Raw genomic sequence first — 13,700 nt, forward strand, 5'->3', positions numbered from 1 at the left:
ATGCCGTGGCCCCGCAACCCCTCGCCGGGCTTGATCAAGAAAGGTGACGGGGTGGCCATTCGCCCGGCCCGCCCGCAGTGCGCCTCGATGGGGCGCGGGCTGGTGCCGAACCAGCTCCGGGCCGCGCCGACGCACTGCTCGCGCCGGGTCAGCCGCGAGTGAAGACGCGCCGTCCGGCGAACCAGGTCTGCAGGGTAGTGGTGGCCCCGAGTTCCTCGGTCGGCACCGCGAAGGGGTCCCGGTCCAGGACGACGAAGTCGGCGGACAGTCCGGGAGTCAGGCTGCCGGTAACGCCGGACAGGCCCATCGCCCGGGCCGCGCCGGTCGTGTAGGCCGCGATCGCCTCGGTGACCCCGATCGCCTGTTCGGGCCACAGCTCGCCCGCGAACTGCCCGGTAGGGTCCCGCCGGGTGACCAGCCCGGCGATGCCGGTCCACGGATCGGGCGAGGGGGCCACCGGCCAATCCGACCCCCCGGCGACCAGCGCCCCGCTGTCGAGCAGGCTGCGAACCGGCTGCATCCGGCTGGCCCGCGGCTCGGGCAGCACCGCGCGAAGGGCATCGACGATGACCCCGGGGAACCACAGGGCCGGGGACATGTCGTTGACGACGCCCAGCTCGCCGAACCGGGGCACGTCGTCCGGGTGCAGGAACTGCCCGTGCGCGATCTGCACCGTCGGCACCTGGAGGCCCTCGGCCCTGGCCTCGGCCACCACGTCGAGCACCATCCGCGCGGAGGCGTCCCCGGTGCAGTGCACCTTGAGCCCGACGCCCAGCTCGCCGGCCCGGCGCAGCCATCCCGCCAGCTCCCCGACCGACATGGTCGTCTGCCCTCGGTGGCACGCGCCGTGAGTCTCGTCGGGCAGGTACGGATCGAGGAACGCACCGGTCAGCGTGGTCGGGACGCCGTCAAGGAAGATCTTGGCGAAGTCCGGGCGGTGGTGGCGGGTCCGGAACCGCTCGCCCTGGGCCAGCAACTCCTCGCCCACGACGTCCATCCCCAGGATGATGTCGTTGATCAGCATGGACGAGACGACCCAGGCGTTCAGCCGGCCCTGCTCGTCGAGCCGCTGCAGGGCTGCCAGCAGCTCCAGGGACACCCCGGCGTCTTGGAACGCGGTGACGCCGAACGAATGCAGTATCTCCACCGCGCGCTCGCTGTTGCGAGCGTGCCACTCGACGTCAGGATCGAGGCTGTCCACCCGCGCCTTCTCCACCATCGCCCCGGCCGCCTCGAACAGCAGGCCGGTGGGCGCTCCGTCCTGTCCGCGGACGATGTGCCCGCCCGCCGGGTCACCGGCGAGGCCGAGGACACCGGCGAGGCGCATCGCCGCGGTATTGGCCCACCTGTTGTGGTGGCTGTCGTCGGTGAGCAGAACCGGACGGCCGAAGGACGCCTTGTCCAGGGCATCGAGGGAGGCGGGGTCGGCGAGCCGGTCGAGCAGGGTCGACCCCCAGGTCCCCCCGACAACCCATGCCTCGTCGGGCCGGGCGCGCACGCGATCCCGCACGGAAGCCAGGATCTCCTCCACTGACGCGGTCGGCGGGAACTGCAGCCGGTGCAGGTCCGCCTCGCCCGCAGCGGCATGGTGGTTATGGACATCCATGAGGCCGGGAAGGACGACGGCACCGTCGAGGTCGACGACCGCGGTCCCGGGGCCGCTGAGGTTGGCCAGCTCAGCGGCCGACCCGACCGCGATGATCTCCCCTCCGCGGACGCCGAAGGCCTCGGCACGGGGCCGGGCGGGGTTGAGGGTGTGCACCACGGCTCCGCTTACCAGTAGATCCGCTGGTTTCCCTGTCGGCATGGTCGTTCCCTTCAGACGGAACAGATCGTCGTCGGATGGGCTCGTCCCCGGGAAACGTGATCAGTAGGCCGAGGGTGTCGGTGACGATGAACCGCTTCCGGCCGTTGATCTTCTTCCCGGCGTCGTGCCGCGGCTGTCGGCGCCGACGGTGTCGGCGCCCTTGACCGTCTGGGAGTCCACCAACCCGGCGCTGGGCTCGGGGTCGCGGCCTCGGCGACCCGGAGCTGTTCGCGGACCGCGGCCAGGATCTCCTCGGTGACCTTGACGTCCTCCCACCGGGAGAAGTACCAGTACACCGTCTCCCAGGGCGGAAAGTCCTTCGGCAGTTGGCGCCAGGAGCAGCCGGTGCGCACCACGTAGAGGATCGCGTCCCCACTCGCCGTGCTGGCTCATGGTTTATCAGCCAACCGGTCGTCTCGCGACCGACGGCCGGGTTGAGCCTCGAGTCGGTGCCCGCTCGCGCATCACCGCTTCAGGACGAGGTCGAAGGTCTGACGGTGCAGTTGTCTTCAGCGAAGGCCGGTCGCGGTGCCATGATCGATCAGAAGTCTACTTCGGACGTTCTGGTACACCCCTGGTACACGAGAGCACGGAAAACGGCGGTTGACGCTGGAAGACGTTGGAAGACGTCTCCGCAGGTCAACCGCCGTTTCGGGTGGCCCTCAGCAGGTCACGAAACGCCCAGGATCAGACGTCGTAGTACAGCGCGAACTCGTACGGGTGCGGGCGCAGGCGCAGCGGGTCGATCTCGTTGGTGCGCTTGAGCTCGATCCAGGTCTCGATCAGGTCTGGCGTGAACACCCCGCCCTCGAGCAGGTAGTCGTGGTCGGACTCGAGCCGGTCGATGACCGCGGGCAGGCTGCTGGGCACCTGGGCGATGTCCTTGGCCTCCTCGGGCGGGAGCTCGTAGAGGTCCTTGTCGACCGGGGCCGGCGGCTCGATCTTGTTCTTGATGCCGTCCATGCCGGCCATCATCATCGCCGCGAACGCCAGGTACGGGTTGCCCGAGGAGTCGGGGCAGCGGAACTCCAGGCGCTTGGCCTTGGGGTTGTTGCCCGACAGCGGGATCCGGATGCAGGCCGAGCGGTTGCGCGCGGAGTAGACCAGGTTCACCGGGGCCTCGAAGCCCGGCACCAGGCGGTGGTAGGAGTTCACCGTCGGGTTGGTGAAGGCCAGCAGGCTCGGCGCGTGGTGCAGCAGGCCGCCGATGTAGTAGCGCGCCAGGTCCGACAGGCCGCCGTAGCCGGCCTCGTCGTGGAACAGCGGCGCGCCGTCCTTCCACAGCGACTGGTGGGCGTGCATGCCCGAGCCGTTGTCGCCGAAGAGGGGCTTCGGCATGAAGGTGACGGTCTTGCCGGCGTGCCAGGCGGTGTTCTTGACGATGTACTTGAACAGCTGGATGTCGTCGGCCGCGTGCAGCAGCGTGTTGAACTTGTAGTTGATCTCGGCCTGGCCCGCGGTGCCCACCTCGTGGTGGCCGCGCTCGATCTGGAAGCCGGCGTTGGTCAGGTTGGAGACCATGTCGTCGCGCAGGTCGGCGTAGTGGTCGACCGGCGGCACCGGGAAGTAGCCGCCCTTGTAGGCGACCTTGTAGCCGAGGTTGCCGCCCGGCTCGTCGCGGCCGGTGTTCCACCAGCCCTCGACGGAGTCGATGTGGCTGAACTGCTCGTGCGGCTCCGAGCCGAAGCGCACCGAGTCGAAGATGTAGAACTCGGCCTCGGCACCGAAGTAGCAGGTGTCGGCGACGCCGGAGGCGGCGAGGTACTCCTCGGCCTTGCGCGCGACGTTGCGCGGGTCGCGGCTGTAGGGCTCGCCGGTGATCGGGTCGTGCACGAAGAAGTTGATGTTGAGCGTCTTGTGCTTGCGGAACGGGTCCAGGCGAGCCGTGGCGGCATCCGGGAACAGCGCCATGTCCGACTCGTTGATGGCCTGGAAGCCGCGGACGGACGACCCGTCGAAGGCGACGCCGTCCTCGAGGATGTCGGCCGCGGTGGTGGCGGGGACGGTGAGGTGCTGCATCGTGCCCGGAAGGTCGCAGAACCGGACATCGACGTACTCGACCTTCTCGTCCGAGATGTACTTCAGGATCTCTTCGGAGTTGCTGAACACCCTCACTGGCTCCTTCGATCGACGCGTAGCTTGGCGCGACGCTAGGACCGGCGTGTTGCCCGTCGGTCTCCCACCGGTTTCACAGACGTTAACTGCCTCGTCAGCGGGGAGTGACGGCCCACACGGCCTACCCTGGGGAGCATGAGCCGTCCGGAGGAGCGCTGAATGCCCGGGTCTGCCCGCGATGCCGCGAACGACTACCCCGGACGCCGGTTCGGGTTGCCCGAGAACGGGGTCAGCTCGGTGGCCGGGTTCGGCAGGCGCCTGGCCGCGCTCGCCATCGACTGGGCGCTCGCGATGCTGGTCGCGGCGCTGTTCGTGGGCTCCGACGCGCTGACCGCCCCGGGGTTCAACTGGTGGGTGCTCGGGGTGTGGTTCGTGCTCACCGCGGTGCCCGTGGCGGTGTTCGGGTCGAGCGCGGGCATGACGGCGGTCGGCATCCGGGTCGCCTCGATCGACTCGGCGGTGGTCATCGGGGTGCCGCGCGCGGCGCTGCGCACCGCGCTGATCGCGGTCGTGGTGCCGCCGCTGCTGCGCGACGAGGACGGCCGCGGCTGGCAGGACAAGGCGGCCCGGACGATCGTCGTGCGCACCCGCGACTGACCGGGCCGGCCGACCCGTCCGGGCGCCGGGGTCAGCGGCGGCGGACGGTCCGCTGCACGCTGCGCATCTTCGCCCCGGCGGGCATCGGGCCCTTGGGCAACGCCGCGGCCCGCGAGCCGAGCGCGCTCAGCCGGGCCTCGATGGTGTCCATCTCCTTGGGGGAGATGTTGCGCGGCAGCTTCATCAGGTGGCGCTGCAGCTTGCGCAGCGGGACCTGGCCCTCGTCGTTGCCGACGATCACGTCGTAGATCGGCATGCTGCCCGCGACGCGCGCGGTGCGCTTCTTCTCCTGGGCCAGCAGGCTCTTCACCCGGTGCGGGGCGCCCTCGGCGACCAGGATGATGCCCGGGCGGCCGATCACGCGGTGCACGGCGTCGAGGTGGGTGGTGCCGGCGACGCCCGCGGTCACCCGCCAGCGCCCGCGCATGTTGTCCAGGGCCCAGCCCGCGGCCCCCGGCTGGCCGTCGGCCTTGCTGTAGACCGAGGTCTGCACCCGCCTGCCGAACACGCTGATCGCGGCCAGGACGCCGACGGCGATGCCGATGGGCAGCAGGAACCACTCGATGCCCAGCAGCCAGCCGATGCCGAAGACGACCAGCACCGAGGCCAGGAAGACGCCGACCATCCAGGGGATGAGCGCCTTGTCCTCGCGGCGCTGCATCTTGAAGGCTTCCCAGATCTGGCGTCGCCGGGCCTTCGACTCGGCGCGCTTGGCCTTGCGGGCCTCCTTCTGCACAGCCTTGCTCTCGGCGACCTTGGCCGCCGTCTTGTCCTTCGCCGCTTTGTCCGGCTTCCCACCCGCCACGCGGCCAGGATACTTCTCCGGCCTGGTGGAGCGCGTCCCGCGGTCAGCGGGTGAGCAGGGCGCTCGCCTCCTGGGCCGCGGTGCCCTCGGCGGCGAGGTGCTCCAGGCCCTCGGGCAGCTCCTCGCCGCGGCGCAGGACGGTCTGGGCGTAGAGGCGCCCGGCCCGGTAGGAGGACCGCACGAGCGGGCCGGCCATCACGCCGGCGAAGCCCATCGCGGTCGCGGCGTCGGCGTGCTCGACGAACTCCTCGGGCTTGACCCAGCGCTCCACGGGGTGGTGGCGCTTGGACGGGCGCAGGTACTGGGTGATCGTGATGATCTCGCAGCCGGCCCCGTGCAGGTCGCGCAGCGCGGCGGTGACCTCGTCGGGGGTCTCGCCCATGCCCAGGATCAGGTTGGACTTGGTCACCAGCCCGGCCGCACGGGCCTTGGTGATGACCTCCAGCGAGCGCTCGTAGCGGAACGCGGGGCGGATGCGGCGGAAGATCCGCGGCACGGTCTCCAGGTTGTGCGCGAGCACCTCTGGCCGGGAGCCGAAGACCTCGGCGAGCTGGTCGTCGCGGGAGTTGAAGTCCGGGATCAGCAGCTCGACGCCGGTGCCGGGGTTGAGCGCGTGGATCTGGCGGACGGTCTCGGCGTAGAGCCAGGCGCCGCCGTCGGGCAGGTCGTCGCGGGCGACGCCGGTGACGGTGGAGTAGCGCAGGCCCATCTGCTGCACCGACTCGGCGACCCGGCGGGGCTCGTCGCGGTCGAGATCGGCGGGCTTGCCGGTGTCGATCTGGCAGAAGTCGCAGCGGCGGGTGCACTGCTCGCCGCCGATGAGGAAGGTGGCCTCGCGGTCCTCCCAGCACTCGTAGATGTTGGGGCAGCCGGCCTCTTCGCAGACGGTGTGCAGGCCGCCGGAGCGCACCAGCGACTTCAGCTCGGTGTACTGCGGGCCGGTGCGGGCCGTGGTGCGGATCCACGGGGGCTTGCGCTCGATCGGGGTCTCGCTGTTGCGGACCTCGAGGCGCAGCAGCTTGCGACCTTCGGGTGCGATCGTCACGACGGCAAGGCTACGCCGCGGGCCCGTCCGGGGCCTCAGGCCGGATCCGGCGCGACGCCGGTGGCCGCCGCCGTCGCGTCCCGCAGCCGGACGGCCAGCGCGACGTCCAGGGGCTGCGGCGATCGGCGCGCCGGGCCCGGGTGGCCGCGGGTCTCGCCGAACGCGCCCGGCCCGACGTGGTCACCGCCCCTGACCTGCGGTGCGGTCGCCGCGTACAGCTGGGGCAGCACCCCGACCCGCAGCGGCTGGGAGATCAGCAGGCTGACCGCGCCGGCCAGCGGCGCGAGCCGGGTGCTGCGCCGGCGCACGGAGTTGCCGAGCAGTTCGGTGTCGGTCAGGCCGGGGTGCGCCGCGACGGAGATCACGTCCGCGCCCGCGGCGCGCAGCCTGCGGTCGAGCTCGGTGGCGAACAGCGGGTCGGCCGGCTTCGACCACGTGGGCGCCGCCCGCGGCGGTGGCCACACGGCGTGATGGCCTACGGTCGAGCGGTGGACCTGCGGATCTTCACCGAGCCCCAGCAGGGGGCCAGCTACGACGACCTGCTCAAGGTCGCCCGGACGGCCGAGGCGGCCGGCTACGACGCCTTCTTCCGGTCCGACCACTACCTGGTGATGGGCAGCGCCTCCGGCGAGCCCGGCCCCACCGACGCCTGGATCACGCTGGCCGGGCTCGCCCGCGACACCGAGCGCATCCGGCTGGGCACCCTGGTCAACTCGGCCACCTTCCGGCTGCCCGGGCCGCTGGCGATCGCGGTGGCGCAGGTCGACCAGATGTCGCGGGGTCGGGTCGAGCTCGGCCTGGGCGCCGGGTGGTACGAGCGCGAGCACGCCGCCTACGGCATCCCGTTCCCGGAGCTCAGGGAGCGCTTCGACCGGCTGGCCGAGCAGCTCGAGGTCGTCACCGGGCTGTGGGGCACGCTGCCCGGCGAGCGGTACGGGTTCTCCGGCGCGCACTACACCGTCGAGGATTCGCCCGCCCTGCCCAAGCCCGTGCAGCGGCCGCGGCCGCCGGTGATCGTCGGCGGGCACGGCAAGCGCCGCACCCCGGAGCTGGCCGCCCGGTTCGCCGACGAGTTCAACTGCGCCTTCTCCCCGCCCGACGCGGTCGCCGAGCAGTTCGACCGGGTCGACGCGGCCTGCAAGGCCATCGGCCGCGACCCCGGCGAGCTGGTCCACTCGTTCGCCCAGGTGATCTGCGTCGGCCGCGACGACGCCGAGGTCGCCCGGCGCGCGGTGACCATCGGGCGCGAGGCTTCCGAGGTGCGGGAGCAGGGCCTGGCCGGAACCCCCGCCGAGGTCGTCGACCGGCTCGGGCAGTGGCGGGAGCGCACCGGCGCCACCCGCGTCTACCTCCAGCTGCTCGACCTCGCCGACCTCGACCAGGTCGAGCTGATCGCCGCCGAGGTGGCGCCCCAGCTGGGCTGAGGGGCCGCCGCTCAGCGCAGCTGGCCCGCGACGTCGGCGGCCGCGACGAGCAGCACCAGCGTCGGCACCACGGCCCGTCCGGCGATCCGGTAGGAACCCCGGGCGTCCTGCTCGACCAGGCCGCTGTGGGTGAGCGAGCGCAGGTGGTGGTAGAGCTGGCCGGTCGAGGCCAGCCCCGCGGCCTCCTGCAGCGGCCCGGTGCCACTGGGCCCGCCGGACAGCAGCGCGCGCACGATCCGGACCCGGGCGGGGTGGCCGAGCGCGGCCAGCACCGCCAGCCGCGGCTCGTCGTCGAGGTCCAGCGCGCCGGCGGCGCCGTAGTCGATGGACCAGGTGACATCGCCGTGCAGGTGCACCTCGCCGGAGTAGTGCACGACGCCGGCCGCGGTCGCCGGCTCGGCGGCCTCGACCGGCGCCGACCGGGCGCCTTCCAGCGCGTCGACGCGGCGCTCCAGCGCGGTCAGCCGATCGAGCACAGCGGGGTCGTCGGTCACCGGTGCAGCATGCCCGGCGCGTCAGGACCCGCCCACGGCGGCGCGGAGCCGGTCGCGCAGGCCCGCGTCCAGCAGCACCTGCTGGCTGAGCACCAGCGGGGCGACCGACGCCGCGGCCTCCTGGTAGGGCTGCCAGTCCATCCCGGACAGGCTGAGCACCGACACCCCCAGCGTGCCGTCGGCGCGTCGGAAGGTGACCGCGTTGGTGCTGAGGCCGGCGTAGTCGCCGCCCTTCTGCCCGGCGCCGACCACCCCGTCGGGCAGGAGGCCGGCCAGTCCTCGCTCCAGGTGCCGCCGCACGGTGCTCGACACCTCCGGGCCCAGAGCGTCGGTGGCGGCGGCCCGGTGCACCCCGGCCAACTGCCGCACGGTGGCCACGGGGGAGCCGTCCCACCAGCGCAGGACGTTGCGCTGGGTGGCCTCGTCGAGACCGGCGGTCGGGTCGGCGGACGGGACCGCGGCCGCGGCCTCCCGCAGGGTCGCGGCGAAGGCGGCGCGCCGGGCGGGGTCGGCGGCGTAGGCGCGGCCGGCCTCCAGCGCCGCGACCCGCCGGTCGGCGCCCGGTGGCACGGCGTCGAACACCAGCTGCTCGCCGGCGAAGCAGGGCAGCTCGACCGGGCTCCACCCGGTCGCGGCGGCCGCGGCGACAAGGGCGTCGTCGCCGAGCTCGGCGCGCAGCAGGTCGGCGGCGGCGTTGTCGCTCAGGTCGATCATCACCGCGGCGATCCCGTCCCAGGTCACCGTGCCCTGCGGGGTGGCGCCGAGGGCCTGCAGGGCGGCGGGGTGGGTGTCGGTCCCCAGCGCCGGCACGTACCAGGAGTCCCATGCCGCGACCGGCACCGGCCCGTCCGGGTCCAGCCGGCCGGAGGCGACCGCCTGCGCGTAGGCGACCAGGTGCACGACCTTGTTCGCGGAGGCGACCGGGCGCGGACGGTCCGCGAGGTGCTCGATGACCGTGCCGCGGCCGTCGTCGACCAGGAGGGAGGCCCGGTCCGGCTGCGCGGCGATCCAGTCGACCAGCGCGTCCGGTCCGTCCAGCGGAGGCGGTGGGCCGGCGCTCGGGGGCGTGGCCGCCGGTGCGGCGGGGGCGCAGGCCGCGGTGAGCCCGAGGGCGGCGGACAGACCGAGCAGCCGGCGGCGGGAGAGCGGCATGTCGAACCTCCGTAATATCGGAATTACGGAAAACTATAGCCGATGGCGCGCGTCGGGGCGGGGCGTAGCGTGAGCACCATGAGCACGGGTGAGCACCGGTCCTGCCGCCGCGGTCCCGACCCCGTCCGGGTCGACCGGCTCGGCACCGTCGACTACCTCGCCGCCTGGGACGCCCAACGCGCCCACGCCGCCGCCCGCCGCGACGGCACCGGCCCGGACGTGCTGATGCTGCTGGAGCACCCGTCGGTCTACACCGCGGGCAAGCGCACCCAGCCCGAGGACCGCCCCACCGACGGCACCCCCGTCGTCGACGTCGACCGCGGCGGCCGGATCACCTGGCACGGCCCCGGTCAGCTGGTCGGCTACCCGATCGTGGCCCTGGCCGCGCCGCTCGACGTGGTCGACTTCGTGCGCCGGCTGGAGGAGGCCCTGATCGCGGTCGTGGCCGGGCTCGGCGTCACCGCGGCCGGCCGGGTCGAGGGGCGCAGCGGGGTGTGGCTGCCCGCCGACGCCACCCGCCCCGAGCGCAAGGTCGCCGCGATCGGGGTGCGTGTGCAGGGCGGGGTGACGCTGCACGGCTTCGCCCTCAACTGCGAGCCCGACCTGGCCGCCTTCGACCGGATCGTGCCGTGCGGGATCACCGACGCCGGGGTCACCTCGCTGTCGGCCGAGCTGGGCCGCCCGGTGCCGGTGGCCGAGGTCCTCGACGCCACGTCCACCGCGGTCCTCGACGCCCTCGACGGCCGCCTCGCCGTGAGCGAGCACCCGGTGGCCACGCCGGCCACGCCGGCCGGCCTCGACCTGCGCCTGCACCCCGCCCTGAGCTGACCGTCCCCCTCTCGACGGGATCCCGGGGGAGCTAGCGGGCGGCGAGCACGGCTTCGGCGGCCCGCCGGCCGCTGACCAGCGCGCCCTGCGTGGACGGGGTGTCGCGGTGGTCGCCCGCGACGAACAGGCCGTCGCCGAGGGCGACCGGGCCGCGCACCGGCCGCCCGGCCGGGAACGCGGGCAGGGCGGGGGGGGACGGCCGCGGTGTGCAGGTGCCGCCAGCCGTCGGTGGGGACGCCGTAGAGGCGGGCCAGCTCCCGGCGCACGACGGGCTCGGGCACCGCGTCGGCGTCGCCGAGCACCGTCGAGGACACCAGCGCCCGGCCGTCGGGGGAGTAGCCGGGCGCGGCCGCGGTCAGCACCACCGTGTTGGCCACCGGGCGCCGGTGGCGTCCAGCACCACGTCCAGCCCGCGCCGGCACAGCAGCGCCGCCGCCCGCAGGCCGGCCAGCCCCGCCCCGACGACGATCGCGTCGTGGGCGCTCACGCTGCCACCTCGCTGACGCACGGCGGCCGCGCGAGCAGGGCTGCTGTGTCGAACGGTTCGCTCGCGAGCTCGCTCACGAGCCGACGGCGGCCGAGAGCGCCTCGTCGATGCCGTTGTGGCGGAACTGGAAGCCGCCGTCGAGCAGCACGCCCGGCCGGGCCCGGGGCCCGGTGAGGATCATCTCCTCGGCCATCTGCCCGAGCACGGCGCGCAGCGCGAAGGCGGGCACCACGAACGGCGCGGGCCGGCCGACGGCGGCGGACAGCGCCCGGGTGAACCGGGCGTTGGTGGCCTGCTCGGGGCCCACCAGGTTGACCGGCCCGGCGAACCGGTCCTCCTCCAGCAGGAAGCCGATGGCGCCGATCTCGTCGTCCAGGGAGATCCACGGGAAGTACTGCTCGCCGCTGCCGATCCGTCCGCCCAGCATCACCGTGAACAGCGGCCGCAGCCGACTCAGGATGCCGCCCGACGGGGAGAGCACCGGCCCGCTGCGCAGCAGCACGACCCGGGCGCCCCCGGCGACGGCGGGCTTGGTCGCGGCCTCCCAGTCCTGGCAGACCTCGGCCAGGAAACCGGTCCCCGCCGGGGCCGACTCGTCGACCTCCCGGTCGCCGGTGTCGCCGTAGTAGTTGATGCCCGAGGCCGACAGCAGGGCGGGCACCCCGTGCTCGGCCACCGCGGTGGCCAGCACCTCGGTGGGGACGTTGCGGCTGTCGCGGATCTGCTGCTTGCGCGCGCCGCTCCACGGGCGGTCGCCGATGCCGACGCCGTTGAGGTTGACCACCGCGTCGACGCCGTCGAACGTGCCGGCGTCGAACCGCCCGGCCGGCGGGTCCCAGCCGCGCTCGTCCGGCGCGGCGGGCGCCCGCCGCACCAGCCGCAGCACCTCGTGCCCCGCCTGCCGCAGGTGGGCGACGAGGGCTGTTCCGATCAGACCGGACGACCCGGCCACGACTACGCGCACAGCGTGATCCTCCCCAACCGCGCGGGTGGTCGCGACTCGGGCCGACGATGCTCACACGGACGCGCCCGCCGCACGGGCGGGCGCGTCCGCACGAGGCTACAGCCCGAGCTCGCCCTCGAAGGCGCCTTCCTCGAGCCGCGCCTTGATCGCCGAGACGAAGCGGCCCGCGTCGGCGCCGTCGACGATGCGGTGGTCGTAGGTCAGCGGCAGGAAGCACAGGGACCGGATCGCGATGACGTCCTCGCCGTCCGGCCCGGAGATCACCGCGGGCTGCTTGGTGATCGACCCGGTGCCCAGGATGGCGACCTGGGGCTGGTTGATGATCGGGGTGTCGAACAGGGCGCCGGCACTGCCGATGTTGGTGATCGTGAACGTGCCGCCGGACAGCTCGTCGGGCCCGATCTTGTTGGCCCGGGTGCGGGCCGCGACGTCGGCGATCCGCTTGGCCAGGCCCACGATGCTCAGGTCCTCGGCGTTCTTGATCACCGGGACGAGCAGGCCGCGGGGGGTGTCCACGGCGATCGCCAGGTGCACGTTGCCGTGGTAGGTGACCTGCTTGCCGTCCTCGTGGATGGACGAGTTGACCTGCGGGAAGGCCTTGAGCGCCTCCACCGTGGCCTTGGCGAAGAACGGCAGGTAGGTGAGCTTGACGCCCTCGCGGCGCTCGAACTCGGCCTTCGCCCTGGCCCGCAGCTTGGCGACGCGGGTGAGGTCGACCTCCTGGACGGTGGTCAGCTGGGCGGAGACGCGCAGCGACTCGGTCATCCGCTGGGCGATCACCTGGCGCAACCGCGGCATCTTGACCGTGGTGCCCGGCTGCGGGCCGTCCGGGTTGGGCTTGGCCACCGCGGCGGGGGCCTTGGGCGCCGAGGACGGCGCCGACGGCGCGGAGGCCGCGGCCGGGGCGCTGGGCTCCGGCTCGGGCTCCGGCTCGCGGGCGGACTCGGCCGCGGCGAGCACGTCCTGCTTGCGGATGCGCCCGCCGACCCCGGTCCCGGTGATCGCGGACAGGTCGACGCCGTGCTCGGAGGCGAGCTTGCGCACCAGCGGCGTCACGTAGGGGGCTCCGCCGGAGCGCTCCTCGCCCTCGCCCGCCGACTCGCCCCCCGCCGACGTGCCCGCCGACTGGCCCGCGGCCTCGGCGGTGGCCTCGTCGGCCTGGCCGTTCGTGCTCTGCGCCGGCGCCTTCTCGGCGGGCTTCTCGGGGGCCTTCTGCGGCGCCTTGTCCTCGGCGGGGGCCGACTTCGCCTCCGGCTCGGGCTCCGGCTCGGGCTCCGACTCGGGCTGGGCGTCGGCGTCGGCGTCGCCGATGACCGCCAGCCGACCGCCGACGTCGACGGTGTCGTCCTCGTCGGCCACGATCTCGAGCAGAGTGCCCGCGACCGGCGAGGGGATCTCGGTGTCGACCTTGTCGGTGGAGACCTCCAGCAGCGGCTCGTCGACCTCGACGCTGTCGCCGACCTGCTTGAGCCAGCGGGTGACGGTGCCCTCGGTGACGCTCTCGCCCAGCTCGGGCATCGTCACCGCGGTGCCCGAACCGGTCGGCTTGGTGGCCGCCCGGGGAGCCTCGTCGGGCTCGTCGGACGCGGGCTCGTCGGCCCGGTTGGGGTGCTCGGGCGCGTCCTCGCCCGGGTCCTCCTCCTCGGCGGGCGCGTCGGCCTCCTCGGTGGCGGACTCGGTGGTCGACTCGTCGGACCCCCCGTCGTCGGAGGCGCTCGCGTCGCCGTCGCCGATGACGGCGAGGTCGCCGCCGACCTCGACCGTCTCGTCCTCGGCCGCGACGATCCGCTGCAGCACGCCCGCCGCGGGGGAGGGGATCTCGGTGTCGACCTTGTCGGTCGAGACCTCCAGCAGGGGCTCGTCGACCTCGACCTGGTCGCCCTCCTGCTTGAGCCAGCGGGTGACGGTGCCCTCGGTGACGCTCTCACCGAGCGCCGGCATCTGGACGGTGAAGGCCATGGCTGGTCGGAGCTCCTCTGTCG

Annotated in this window: 14 protein-coding genes and 1 pseudogene; 3 read left to right on the forward strand and 12 right to left on the reverse strand. The window is 73.6% G+C overall.

All coding sequences use genetic code 11. From position 1 onward, the window contains the following. Positions 1-148: 148 nt before the first annotated feature. The 3 genes and pseudogenes from KDL28_RS18815 to glnA form a co-directional block, all read right to left on the reverse strand. A complete protein-coding gene (locus KDL28_RS18815) occupies positions 149-1,762 on the reverse strand; it encodes an amidohydrolase (RefSeq protein ID WP_252440432.1) in 1,614 nt (537 codons plus the stop codon). 100 nt (positions 1,763-1,862) lie between these two features. Next, positions 1,863-2,178: pseudogene (locus KDL28_RS18820) on the reverse strand (transposase); the annotation flags it as partial. A 316-nt stretch (positions 2,179-2,494) separates the two neighbouring features. Further along, positions 2,495-3,916, reverse strand: coding sequence for a type I glutamate--ammonia ligase (gene glnA, locus KDL28_RS18825; protein ID WP_252440434.1), 1,422 nt, complete (start codon positions 3,914-3,916; stop codon positions 2,495-2,497). A gap of 165 nt (positions 3,917-4,081) precedes the next feature. Here glnA and KDL28_RS18830 point away from each other — a divergent pair, with 165 nt between their 5' ends. Further along, positions 4,082-4,519, forward strand: coding sequence for an RDD family protein (locus tag KDL28_RS18830; RefSeq protein ID WP_252440436.1), 438 nt, complete (start codon positions 4,082-4,084; stop codon positions 4,517-4,519). A gap of 31 nt (positions 4,520-4,550) precedes the next feature. On the opposite strand, the gene KDL28_RS18835 is transcribed toward KDL28_RS18830, so the two are convergent. From KDL28_RS18835 to KDL28_RS18845, 3 genes are all read right to left on the reverse strand, one after another. Further along, positions 4,551-5,255, reverse strand: coding sequence for a DUF4191 domain-containing protein (locus KDL28_RS18835; RefSeq protein ID WP_252440498.1), 705 nt, complete (start codon positions 5,253-5,255; stop codon positions 4,551-4,553). A gap of 112 nt (positions 5,256-5,367) precedes the next feature. Continuing rightward, positions 5,368-6,369, reverse strand: coding sequence for a lipoyl synthase (gene lipA, locus KDL28_RS18840; RefSeq protein ID WP_252440438.1), 1,002 nt, complete (start codon positions 6,367-6,369; stop codon positions 5,368-5,370). Positions 6,370-6,404: 35 nt separating this feature from the next. Next, entirely contained in the window at positions 6,405-6,833 is a 429-nt protein-coding gene (locus KDL28_RS18845; protein WP_252440440.1) for an SDR family NAD(P)-dependent oxidoreductase, read from the reverse strand. Positions 6,834-6,857: 24 nt separating this feature from the next. Between KDL28_RS18845 and KDL28_RS18850 the strand changes: the two genes are divergently transcribed. Continuing rightward, positions 6,858-7,793, forward strand: a complete 936-nt coding sequence (locus tag KDL28_RS18850; RefSeq protein ID WP_252440442.1) for an LLM class F420-dependent oxidoreductase — start codon at positions 6,858-6,860, stop codon at positions 7,791-7,793. 11 nt (positions 7,794-7,804) lie between these two features. Here KDL28_RS18850 and KDL28_RS18855 read toward each other — a convergent pair whose 3' ends face one another. Together KDL28_RS18855 and KDL28_RS18860 are read right to left on the reverse strand one after the other, a co-directional pair. Continuing rightward, a complete protein-coding gene (locus tag KDL28_RS18855; RefSeq protein ID WP_252440444.1) occupies positions 7,805-8,287 on the reverse strand; it encodes an ArsR/SmtB family transcription factor in 483 nt (160 codons plus the stop codon). 21 nt (positions 8,288-8,308) lie between these two features. Then, complete coding sequence (locus KDL28_RS18860) at positions 8,309-9,439, reverse strand: serine hydrolase (protein WP_252440446.1); 1,131 nt, start codon at positions 9,437-9,439, stop codon at positions 8,309-8,311. Between the two features lie 78 nt (positions 9,440-9,517). Here KDL28_RS18860 and lipB point away from each other — a divergent pair, with 78 nt between their 5' ends. Then, positions 9,518-10,267: a lipoyl(octanoyl) transferase LipB gene (gene lipB, locus KDL28_RS18865; RefSeq protein ID WP_252440448.1), complete on the forward strand. Its 750-nt coding sequence runs from the start codon at positions 9,518-9,520 to the stop codon at positions 10,265-10,267. 31 nt (positions 10,268-10,298) lie between these two features. On the opposite strand, the gene KDL28_RS18870 is transcribed toward lipB, so the two are convergent. The 4 genes from KDL28_RS18870 to sucB form a co-directional block, all read right to left on the reverse strand. After that, positions 10,299-10,424: an FAD-dependent oxidoreductase gene (locus KDL28_RS18870; RefSeq protein WP_252440450.1), complete on the reverse strand. Its 126-nt coding sequence runs from the start codon at positions 10,422-10,424 to the stop codon at positions 10,299-10,301. Positions 10,425-10,622: 198 nt separating this feature from the next. Then, complete coding sequence (locus tag KDL28_RS18875) at positions 10,623-10,754, reverse strand: FAD-binding protein (RefSeq protein ID WP_252440452.1); 132 nt, start codon at positions 10,752-10,754, stop codon at positions 10,623-10,625. Positions 10,755-10,827: 73 nt separating this feature from the next. Then, positions 10,828-11,718 (reverse strand): TIGR01777 family oxidoreductase, encoded by an 891-nt coding sequence (locus tag KDL28_RS18880; RefSeq protein ID WP_252440454.1) that lies wholly within the window; start codon positions 11,716-11,718, stop codon positions 10,828-10,830. A 96-nt stretch (positions 11,719-11,814) separates the two neighbouring features. Continuing rightward, entirely contained in the window at positions 11,815-13,677 is a 1,863-nt protein-coding gene (gene sucB / locus KDL28_RS18885) for a 2-oxoglutarate dehydrogenase, E2 component, dihydrolipoamide succinyltransferase (protein WP_252440456.1), read from the reverse strand. Between the last annotated feature and the right edge of the window lie 23 nt (positions 13,678-13,700).

This window comes from Pseudonocardia humida, assembly GCF_023898865.1.
Classification (GTDB): Bacteria; Actinomycetota; Actinomycetes; order Mycobacteriales; family Pseudonocardiaceae; genus Pseudonocardia; species Pseudonocardia humida.

Bases quoted from the DNA above. Each gene is read 5' to 3' on its own strand.
- KDL28_RS18830 (WP_252440436.1), top strand. From the start codon at position 4,082: ATGCCCGGGTCTGCCCGCGATGCCGCGAACGACTACCCCGGACGCCGG.
- lipB (WP_252440448.1), top strand. From the start codon at position 9,518: ATGAGCACGGGTGAGCACCGGTCCTGCCGCCGCGGTCCCGACCCCGTC.
- KDL28_RS18860 (WP_252440446.1), bottom strand. From the start codon at position 9,439: ATGCCGCTCTCCCGCCGCCGGCTGCTCGGTCTGTCCGCCGCCCTCGGG.
- sucB (WP_252440456.1), bottom strand. From the start codon at position 13,677: ATGGCCTTCACCGTCCAGATGCCGGCGCTCGGTGAGAGCGTCACCGAG.